General features: G+C 65.4%; 5 protein-coding genes and 2 pseudogenes. 5 read left to right on the top strand and 2 right to left on the bottom strand.

Features of this window, described 5'->3' with window-relative positions; genetic code table 11:
* Positions 1 to 237 precede the first annotated feature (237 nt).
* The 3 genes and pseudogenes from AB0F68_RS34910 to AB0F68_RS34900 form a co-directional block, all read left to right on the top strand.
* Positions 238 to 612 carry an IS3 family transposase gene (locus tag AB0F68_RS34910; RefSeq protein WP_357346115.1) on the top strand — a complete coding sequence of 125 codons (375 nt, stop codon included), beginning with the start codon at positions 238 to 240 and terminating at the stop codon, positions 610 to 612.
* A gap of 56 nt (positions 613 to 668) precedes the next feature.
* Positions 669 to 1,043, top strand: a complete 375-nt coding sequence (locus AB0F68_RS34905; protein ID WP_357346113.1) for an integrase core domain-containing protein — start codon at positions 669 to 671, stop codon at positions 1,041 to 1,043.
* 275 nt (positions 1,044 to 1,318) lie between these two features.
* Positions 1,319 to 1,903, top strand: a pseudogene (locus AB0F68_RS34900) (transposase); the annotation flags it as partial.
* 28 nt (positions 1,904 to 1,931) lie between these two features.
* Here the strand turns inward: AB0F68_RS34900 and AB0F68_RS34895 are convergent.
* On the bottom strand, positions 1,932 to 3,428 hold the full coding sequence (locus AB0F68_RS34895; RefSeq protein WP_357346117.1) for an ISL3 family transposase: 1,497 nt from the start codon (positions 3,426 to 3,428) through the stop codon (positions 1,932 to 1,934).
* A 147-nt stretch (positions 3,429 to 3,575) separates the two neighbouring features.
* On the opposite strand from AB0F68_RS34895, the pseudogene AB0F68_RS34890 reads away from it, so the two are divergent.
* Positions 3,576 to 3,820 (top strand): annotated as a pseudogene (locus tag AB0F68_RS34890) (transposase); the annotation flags it as partial.
* A 207-nt stretch (positions 3,821 to 4,027) separates the two neighbouring features.
* Here AB0F68_RS34890 and AB0F68_RS34885 read toward each other — a convergent pair.
* A complete protein-coding gene (locus AB0F68_RS34885; protein WP_357346111.1) occupies positions 4,028 to 5,044 on the bottom strand; it encodes a nucleotidyl transferase AbiEii/AbiGii toxin family protein in 1,017 nt (338 codons plus the stop codon).
* A gap of 1,235 nt (positions 5,045 to 6,279) precedes the next feature.
* Between AB0F68_RS34885 and AB0F68_RS34880 the strand changes: the two genes are divergently transcribed.
* On the top strand, positions 6,280 to 7,350 hold the full coding sequence (locus AB0F68_RS34880) for a DUF5677 domain-containing protein (protein WP_357346109.1): 1,071 nt from the start codon (positions 6,280 to 6,282) through the stop codon (positions 7,348 to 7,350).
* Positions 7,351 to 7,582: the final 232 nt, after the last annotated feature.

Genomic DNA, 7,582 nt, shown 5'->3' with positions numbered 1-7,582 from the left:
GCCTAATCAGAAGCCCTCAACCCGACCCGGCTCCGCTGCGCTCCGCCGGGTGCTGCCGCCTGCCCACCCACTCACCGATTTTCGAGTCAGCATCGCCGAGCTCGACCGGCCACAGCATCGCTCGTAGCGTTCATCGACGCGCACAAGGAGCAGTTCGGCGGAGTCGAGCTGATCTGCCGTGTCCTGACCGGTCACGGCCTGAAGATCGCCGCCAGCACCTACTACAAGAGCAAGGCCATGCCGCCGTCGGCACGGGCGCGGGACGCCAAGATCACCGCGGAGATCCGGCAGGTGCACCAGGCCAACCACGGCGTCTACGGGGCTCGCAAGATTTGGGCGGCGCTGCGCCGCGACGGCCACCAACTGGCCCGGTGCACGGTCGAGCGGCTGATGCGCCAGGCCGGCCTGGCCGGCGTGGTGCGGGGCCGCAAGATCCGCACCACCGTGGCCGACCCCGGCGGTGAGCGGGCGCAGGACCTGGTGCAACGCGACTTCACCGCGCAGGCGCCGAACCGCTGCTGGGTCGCGGACTTCACCCACGTGGCCACCTTCGCCGGCGTGGTCTACGTGGCGTTCGTCGTCGACGTCTACTCCCGGGCGATCGTCGGTTGATCCGCGGCCACGACCAAACACACCACCCTCGTCCTGGACGCACTCGACATGGGCCTGTGGCGCCGCGACCGCGACAGCCGCCCGGTCGAGGCGGGCCTCATTCACCACTCGGATGCGGGATCGCCCAGTACACGTCGTTCCGGTTCACCACCCACGTCGACGCCGGCATCGACGCCTCCATCGGCACCGTCGGCGACGCCCTGGACAACGTGCTGATGGAATCCACCATCGGCCTCTACAAGACCGAACTGATCAAACCCAGGCGGCCGTGGCACAGCCCCGCCCAGGTAGAACTGGCCACCGCTGAATGGGTCGACTGGTACAACCACCGGCGGTTGCACTCCGCCCTGAACTACCTGCCGCCGGCCGAATACGAATCGATGTTCTACGCTCACAACCAGCCCGACCAGCAAGCCCTGGTCACAGTCTGAGGACTCCACCAGACTCGGGGCGGTTCATTATCGGCGAAGTCGGTACGCAGGACCAGCGACGTGAGGTCTTCGGGTTGGGGCAGAGAGGTCACGACTGCGATCCTCTCAGCCCGCCGCCGCTGAGATTCTGACGCTCCTGGCCCTCGGTCTTCCGATCGCCCTTGCCGTCCACTCAGCAGCCTCCTTTCCCAACCTGTCCGTGTGCTTCAACGGGGGCTGTAAGACGAACGGTGTAACTCCTGATCAAGGAGCAGCACCTGATGTCCGATGGATCGATGGCCGCCGTGGATACTTCCGCGGTGGCGAAGAACGGGCCGGGACAGCCGGCGGAGGGTGTCGACGCGGAGCTGGTCGCCCAGTTGGTGGAGCAGGCCCGTGCGGCGGGTCTGCAGCTGACCGGCGACGGCGGTCTGCTCCAGCAGCTGACGAAGCGGGTCCTGGAATCAGCGCTCGAGGGCGAGATCACCGATCACCTGGGCTATGACAAGGGCGACCCGGCGGGCAAGAACGGCGGGAACTCCCGCAACGGTGTGCGGGCCAAGTCGGTGCTGACCGATGTCGGCCCGGTCGAGATCGACGTGCCGCGCGACCGGGACGGGTCGTTCACGCCGCAGATCGTCCGTAAGCGGCAACGGCGGTTGTCCGGGGTGGACGACATGGTCATCTCCCTGTCCGCTAAGGGCCTGACCACCGGGGAGATCCAGGCCCACCTCGCCGAGGTCTACGGCGCCGACGTGTCACGGCAGACGATCTCGACGATCACCGACAAGGTCGTCGAGGGCATGACCGAGTGGCAGAACCGGCCCCTGGACCCGGTCTACCCGGTGATCTTCCTGGACGCGGTGCACGTGAAGATCCGGGCTCTGTCGCCGGTTGTGTGAAGAGGTCTCAGTGCGCGAGCAGAACGCGTTTGCGGAGCAGTTCGAGGCTGGCGCGGCCGAACATCTGGCGTTTGATCATCTTGAGGCGGTTGATGTTGCCTTCGACCGGGCCGGAGCTGTGCGGCAGGGTCAGGCCGTTGCGGACGGCGTCCAGGTCGCGGCGTAGGTTGCGGGCGAATCCGGCCAGAGGCGTGAGGGTGTCGTGTTCGACGGCGGTGATCCACTCTTCGAGGCGCTCGCCGTGTCGGCCGGTCATCATGACCGCGAAGGCTCGCACGTGTTTGAGCAGCCGGTTCAGGTCCCGGTCGCGGCTGCGAACATCACGCAGCTTGGTCTTCTCACGGGGATCGAGATGGTCGGGATGGGTCATGATCCATGAGGTGACCTGGCGCCCTGACGGCGGTTTCGGGCCGGGGTGCGGGGCGTGGCCGAGGCCTTTGCGGAAGCGGCGTAGGTAACGTTGGACGGCCAGTTCCCCGCCGGGATAGCCCTGCTGTTTGATCTCGCGAAACAGCTGGGTGGCGTTGCGTTCTCCCTCGTTCCAGCGCTGGTGCAGGTAGGCGACGTAGTCGTCGACCAGGTGCGCGCGTTGCTCGGTGACGGCGGTCAGCTCGGCGACGCTGGCAGCGTTCAGGTATTTGCGGACCGTGGCCTGGTGCAGGCCGAGCTTGCGACCGATGGCCGACTTGTTCAGGCCCTGAGCAGCCAATTGGTGAACGGCGGTGTGGTGTTCACGAAGGCGGGTCACGATCTTCTTCTCGGGTAGCGGCTGCACCTCGGCGGGCATAGTGTCGTCGGCTGGTGGCGGTGCCGGGGCGACGAGTCGGGACCGATACGCGTTGACGGTCTTCTCGACCGCCTGGCCCAGGTTCTGCCAGAGGTGGAACCGGTCCGCGACCTGCACCGCGTCCGGGGCGCCGGTGCGGGCGCCTTCGCCATAGCCGCCGGCCCGGTCGCGGCAGATCACCTCAACTTCGGGGTGCTGCCGCAGCCATGCGGCGAGGCTGTCGCCGTCACGGCCGTCGAACATGTCGACCGGACGGTGGCTGATCATGTCGATCAGCACGGTGCCGTAGTGACGCCCTCTGCGGAACGCGAAGTCGTCAACGCCGAGCACCGTGATCGGTGGCATCAGCGGATCGGGTAACGCTCTGACCAGCCGCAACAACGTGTCGCGGCCCACGGCCGCCCCGATCACCGACGTCAGCCGGGAACCGGCCCGGCCAGCCAACGCCAAACCGATCTGCGTCAGCATTTCTCGCAGCCCCGGCGTCAACCGCGCATGCGGCGCGGTTAGCCCATCGATCTGCTCCGCGAAAGTCTTCGCCGGGCAGCCGGTGTTGTCGCAGCGAAACCGCCGGACCTGCACCTGAAGCAGTAGCGCCATCCCCGCTATCGCGACATCCCGCAGCCTCCGCTGATAACGCCCATGAACCCTGCCCGACCGCTGCTGGCAACGGCCGCACCGCGCAGTCGCGGCCCGAGCCCGACCCGACAGCACCATTACGCCGTCACGCTGCTCAACGGCTTCGATCGACAGACCCGACAGGTGCGGCAGTAGCTGCTCCACAAGCGAACACGCCGGACATGATCAACGAAACTGCCCTGCCCCGGATGGAACCGTCCACATCACAAGATCGGCGACAGAGCCAAGATCCGCGACGGGAAGGTCGCCAACCGGCCCATCTACCTCGCCCTGGCCGTCACCGTCGACGGCACCCGGGACATCCTCGGCCTGTGGGCCGGTGACGGCGGTGAGGGCGCCAAGTTCTGGCTGCAGGTCCTCACCGAGTTGAAGAACCGGGGCGTCGCGGATGCGTGCATGGTGGTCTGCGACGGGCTCAAGGACTGCCGGACGCGATCGGTGAGGTGTGGCCCGAAGCGGTCGTGCAGACCTGGGGGCAGTCACGGTCGAGGCGCTTGGGCGTGACTCATGTGGTCCGACTCAGAAGTTTTGGGCAGATGTTCCGGCGGGCGTACCGCCAGCGATGGAGAAGCTGATGCGCGACGAGTTCCGGCAGAGGCTCGAACCGATGATGCACCGGCTAGCTGAGTGGGCCGCTGGGCCTGAGCCCTGTCGCACGAGGCACAGGATCCTTGACCCTACATGACGATGTTCAGCAACTCTGCGTGCTCGCGCACCCGAGTGAGGACCTCGTCGAAGGTGGGAGCGGGCGATGTGCCGTAATACAGGTCGCGCATCGCCGCGTCGTGTTCCTCGCGCAGGCGTCCGGCAAGCGAACCACTGGCATCGAACGCTGACGACTCGGCAAAACCCCCCGCAGGCAGAGGTTCGTCCGGGACAAAGAGCGTAGAGACTTGGTAACAGTCGTTAAGGACAGCGGCGACCTGGCCCACATCAGCCAGGAAGTCGAGAACTTCGGGCGACCCGAGCAGGGCCCACACGTCATAGAACTGACGGCCGATACGGGGCCACCCGTGCACGTCGCGACGGGCATCCTCCGCCGACGCGAAGTTGTTGATCCGCAGCAGCTTCTCTAGAAGCGTGCGGCCTGGGTGGAGCACCTGCACGGTGAAAGGCGTTAAGTCCGCAAAGTCAGCAACCGGGAAGCCGCTTGCCTGCAACTGTCGGGTCAGCAGTGAGGTGATCTCCCTGCTGCTGCTCGGGTGCTTCCCGCCAGACTGCCCCAACTCCAGTAGCACGCGATGAGGATCTGCGATGGCGCCGGAGGACGAGCTCTGCTGCACGAGCGGAGGATGAAGATATGCACGTCGGTGCATCGTGCCGAGTGTTCCCCCACTCTTCTCATCGGTCAAAGTGCCATCAACTGCCGCACGAGCCGCCTCACACATGCGACGCAAGGCGGACTTGGTAGCGCCAGCCCCACCGAACTCGCCGGTGATCAGCAGATCAAGGTCCTCAGAGAATCGCTGCACCAGCCGAATCTTCTCCAGGCTCGTGCCGCCCTTGAAGATCACGGCATCCGGGTATGCCGCTTGGATCGCCCGCAGCGCCTCACAGACCCAGTAGTCTTTCTCCACGGCAAGTGGCTGGACACGCAGTTGTTCCGCGGCGGTCAAGACTGTTGCGTCGAAGGTTTCCGGATCTTCAGCACGCCAGAGCGAGCGGCCGGTAGCAGCGCTGCCGTGAGCGGTCATTGGCCGCTCACGGCAAGCTCAGAACTCAACGCCTGCGCTCGGGTTCTCGGGTCGACCGGCGGTACCCGCTGAGCCGATTGGTGGTGGCCGGAGTCATCGAGCAACGCAGCCAGCCGCGCCCGTACGCTTGCCGGTTCCGTCTTTGCCGCGCGAGCCAGCCGATGCACATCGATTGAGTCACTGCACAGCAACGCTCGCAGCCGCTTCCACGCGTCCGCCAGTGGGACCTCGATAACTCGATCCCAGCCTTCGAGTGCCTCCAGCACAGCCACCTCTGGCGTGGTCAGCCGCGCGGAACGTCGCGCGGTGCGGGCCGCCCGTGACACGAAGGTCACCGGACCTGTGTCGCTGGGGGCGCGGGCTGGCACCGCCACCTGCGCACGGCGTGGAACCTGGGTAGACAGCTGTAGCAGGTTGGCCGCCGACAACCCGGCCGGCCCTACCCCGGTACCCCCGGTCAGTTCTTTGATCAATGCATCAACTGGTGGGGGGCTCATACCCAGCGGCGTGCGCCGTCCCCGCCAGTACAGGCCTTTGCGCACATGAACCAACTCGCCGTCACGCGTGAGGTCGGCAAGTAGGTGCTGCACCGTTGACGGGGGGCCGGGCAGCTGGCTGGGCCGCCAGAACCGCTCCCGGCTCGCCAAGATTGTGGACCGAGGGCTCCTTGCGGCAGAGCGAGACCGCCGACCGCCTGTCGCCGTAGTGCTCCGCCGAGGGGTCGTAGTCGCCGCAGTCATCATCCACCTCCCAGCACGACGATACAAGAACCTTCCTAGCAACGCCTACATCTTGACACAGGAATCTTCCTGCAAAGATCTCCTTACCAGCTCAGATGTGCCACCAACTACGGTTGATCCTCCTGGCGTTCAGCCATGCATCAACAGGAGACGCAGGCTACGATCAACTTCGGTGCCAGAGCCGACGCAGCTTGAGCTCGGTAGAATCCCCCAAATTATCCGAAAGAGCCGTAAATCGGCATAGCGGCTCGGCCTGGTAATGTTTCCAAGCCCCACGTATGGTTGCAAAGCAGACAACCTGCCTTTGTTGGGAAGCTCCAGGAAGAGCTCGTGATTGACGTGCTCGACGCGATCGACCGCCGCATGGCCGCACGCGATGACTGAGACCGCTTCGCCGGCCACTACTGGCCGCATCGGCTGCGTGCAGCGCAGCCCCGCTCCCTGCCATGGCCTTGGCACGCGCGTTGACGATGATGCTTCTCGCGCCGAGCAAATATGGCGTGCCAGGTGATGCTGGCACCTGGCACCCTCGAAGGTGTGAGTCCGATCATGCGTGCTCTCGCGGCGTCCGTCGTCCGGGGCCTGTTGCCCTACCCAGACCTGGTGCGGCGGTGGCGCGTCCGCAAGGCGGCTCGTCGCCTGGCAACTCGCGAACCGTGGCCGACAGATGACGCAACTACCGCTACTGATGTAGCACGGCTCGCTCTGCTGCGCCTGCTTTGGCTTCAAAAGCAGACCCGGCGGGCCGTACGTGGTCGCCACCGCGAGGCAGCGGCCCTGTTGGGTAGGTCTTCGCTAGAAGCTTGCATCCTCGCGTTGTACTGCCTGCACAGCCCGGACGTAGTTGCCCGGTTGAAGACAGAGCATCTCAGGGCAAGCAGCAAGCTCCTGGCGTTCCTGGATAGAGCTGAGGTTGTTCCTCACGAGGTGATCAAAGAAGCTCTTTCGGCCCTGGGATCTCCGGCGACAGGGGTCCCGACCATCCCGCAGATGGCCGAGCGGATTGACACCGAGACCAGCGGATCCGCGGTCAGTGAGCTCTACGAGCGGCTGTACGTGCCAGCCTCAACCTACTTCGTACATCCGAACCCGGCGTCCTTGCTGCGACATGTAAACCCCGATCAGACCCTCACCGAGCGTCCCTCGGACCCCTGGACACGCCGGTCACCCGTTCGTCTGGCTGATGCCTGCGTCGGCCTGGTCGCCGGCGCCATCGCCCATACCGACGGGGTGCCGAACGAGCTGTTCGTTGCCTACGCAGAAGCTCACCACGCTCGAACGATGACACCCATGGTGGTCATGACTGCCAAGGGCCTGACCCGGTCGCGCAGGATGAGTCAGCTCCTCGACGCTGTCCGGGACGCCCTTGACCTTCGCCGTTACCTCGCAGGGCCGGCCAACAACGATCCTCGCGAGGTACGTGAGGCTCGCGTCCGAGCCATGTACGCCAAGGTTGTCGATCCTGATCTGCCCCCTGATGCGCTGAAGCCCGTGTACGACTACCTGGTCAACCGCCTCATAGACGACTGGGCAGATGACAAGGCCTCCAGCGCTGACGTCGCCTGACCTTCGGGCAACCCGCTCCCCAAACGGGGCGGCTTCCTTATCACGGCAATGAATAATGCGCTCTCTCATATCGAGAAAGAGGAGCGCGCGCAGTGGATGGATCCAACCCGAGGCACGGACGAGGAACGGCAAGAGCTCTAGACGATCTATTCCAAGGGGTCAGTGGTCGTACGCGGTGAGCGAGCGCATGACGGGTTGGCTGGTGGTCCAGTTGTGCCAGATCGTGGCGGTC

This window comes from Micromonospora sp. NPDC023966 (genome assembly GCF_040639095.1).
Taxonomy (GTDB): Bacteria; Actinomycetota; Actinomycetes; order Mycobacteriales; family Micromonosporaceae; genus Micromonospora.
Note: the sequence above shows the minus strand (reverse complement) of the source record. Positions and strands in the feature narration are given on the sequence as shown.

Excerpts from the sequence above, each read along its gene's own strand:
- AB0F68_RS34910 (WP_357346115.1), top strand. The coding sequence starts at position 238 with ATGCCGCCGTCGGCACGGGCGCGGGACGCCAAGATCACCGCGGAGATC.
- AB0F68_RS34895 (WP_357346117.1), bottom strand. The coding sequence starts at position 3,428 with ATGGTGCTGTCGGGTCGGGCTCGGGCCGCGACTGCGCGGTGCGGCCGT.
- AB0F68_RS34885 (WP_357346111.1), bottom strand. The coding sequence starts at position 5,044 with ATGACCGCTCACGGCAGCGCTGCTACCGGCCGCTCGCTCTGGCGTGCT.
- AB0F68_RS34880 (WP_357346109.1), top strand. The coding sequence starts at position 6,280 with ATGGCGTGCCAGGTGATGCTGGCACCTGGCACCCTCGAAGGTGTGAGT.